Origin of the sequence: Butyrivibrio sp. INlla14 (assembly GCF_900102515.1) — a bacterium.
In the GTDB taxonomy this organism is placed as follows: domain Bacteria; phylum Bacillota; class Clostridia; order Lachnospirales; family Lachnospiraceae; genus Butyrivibrio.
The window spans coordinates 1-1,655 of sequence record NZ_FMVS01000074.1; the positions used below are offsets into that span (position 1 = coordinate 1).

Sequence of the window (1,655 nt, forward strand, 5' to 3'; positions counted from 1 at the left end):
CCTGAATTATTCATGACAACTTAATTTCCTAAAATCTGATCCATAATCCGATTTTTTGAAATGGATGCCTAGAACAGGCGGGATTTAGTCCTAAAAAAGGGTAGACTATCCCTATGTATCAGAAATACAGATTTTTAAGTTATCAAGGTACATTATTAGTTGCTATTCCAGCTGTGGCTGTAAGCCGCTTATGTTTGTTAGAGTTTCATGAAACTCAGATATATAAGGACAACTGCTACACAGCTTGAAATAAATATATCTACCTGATCTGACTACCTTAACGGCAATCTTGATCAGTTTCAAACGGATTGTATCTGCACATTGCTTCCTCATGGAAGCACACAGAGCCAGCCGTTTAAACCAATTGAATATGTTGTAAGAAAGTGCATGAATTTGAAGACGGTTTGCATTGACGAGTTTTGAGTGGCTGCTGACAGCCCCAAAATCAAATCCGTTTTTGCTCTCTTTAATGAAGTTCTCCATGTTGCCTCGGCCGCAATAAAACTTGATTATTGACTGTATATCTGCAGTCATGTTTGTAACAACAAAAGTATACATGTGATTTATCTGGTTGTAGGGCTTCTCGATTTTAAAAACAACCCTTCTTGGTTTAGTCCAAGTTCCGGCCTGATAATAAAACTCACCATATACAACAGCATAATCAACTGCATTATTTTTGGTCATTTTGAAGAGAAGCTCGTCTTCGGCTTTAGCAAGAGATGTCAGTGTAGAGTTCATCTTCAGTCGGATTGCATAGGAGACTTTGTAATTGTCTTCCTCACATAATTCGTATAGTTCAGGAGTGGCAAAGCCGCTGTCCCCGCGAAGAGAAAGCTCAGGTGCAAACTCCATTGATGAAAGCTCCTCAAGAACCGGCCTTAAGAAATCTGCAACACCTTTGCTTGAGTAAGCAGAACCATCACGGAGCTGAATCTTCAAAAGATCTCCGGTCAGACCGTCATAGCAGACAAGAGGATGATAACCATGCTTCTGGTAGTGATAGTTGAAATCCTCACCTTCCTGCTTGCCGTATGTGTCAAGCAGTGTTGAGTCCAGATCAAGAAGGATAAATTCAGGACGTTTGATTGTATAGACAATCTTACGCATTGCCTTCATGAGGTCATCAAACTGTCTCAGAGTGTCATTATCCATGCGGTTATAAAAACGAGACAGAGTTGGCTGCGAAGCCAGCGCTTCCTTAGCCAGTATTGCAGTGAGGATAGGATCATTTGTCAGTTCATCTGCACAGTCGTCTTCATAATAAGCTGAGAATATCTGGTAGATGACCTGAAGAAGATTTTCGTCATCCTTATGAGTCCTGTGACTTGCAGAATCATTGGTGTGAAATATGCTGTCAATCAGCTTGTCAAAGTGCAGTTTGCTGATAAATTCCTTTATTAGGAGAAGACCAGCATCGGAGGATAAATCGCCTCCATCAAAATTTAATTTAAAACGCTTATTGCTTTCTAAGGTTGTGTAATCTAAACTATACATATGAAGCCTCTTTTTTGTTATGGTTTTGGATTCGACACCTAAAATTGTAACAGAATTGGGGCTTTATTAATACCCTTAGGTTTCACTTATTGGGTGAAAGCAATATGCAGTTTAAATGCAGTAACTATGCGGCTTTGTAATTAAGCCGTGAATAATTCAGG

Annotated in this window: 1 protein-coding gene; it reads right to left on the bottom strand. The window is 39.6% G+C overall.

Annotated elements, in window-relative coordinates; genetic code table 11:
• Positions 1 to 162: 162 nt before the first annotated feature.
• Positions 163 to 1,494: an IS1380 family transposase gene (locus tag BLO53_RS18860; protein ID WP_092065265.1), complete on the bottom strand. Its 1,332-nt coding sequence runs from the start codon at positions 1,492 to 1,494 to the stop codon at positions 163 to 165.
• Between the last annotated feature and the right edge of the window lie 161 nt (positions 1,495 to 1,655).

Bases quoted from the DNA above. Each gene is read 5' to 3' on its own strand.
- BLO53_RS18860 (WP_092065265.1), bottom strand. From the start codon at position 1,494: ATGTATAGTTTAGATTACACAACCTTAGAAAGCAATAAGCGTTTTAAA.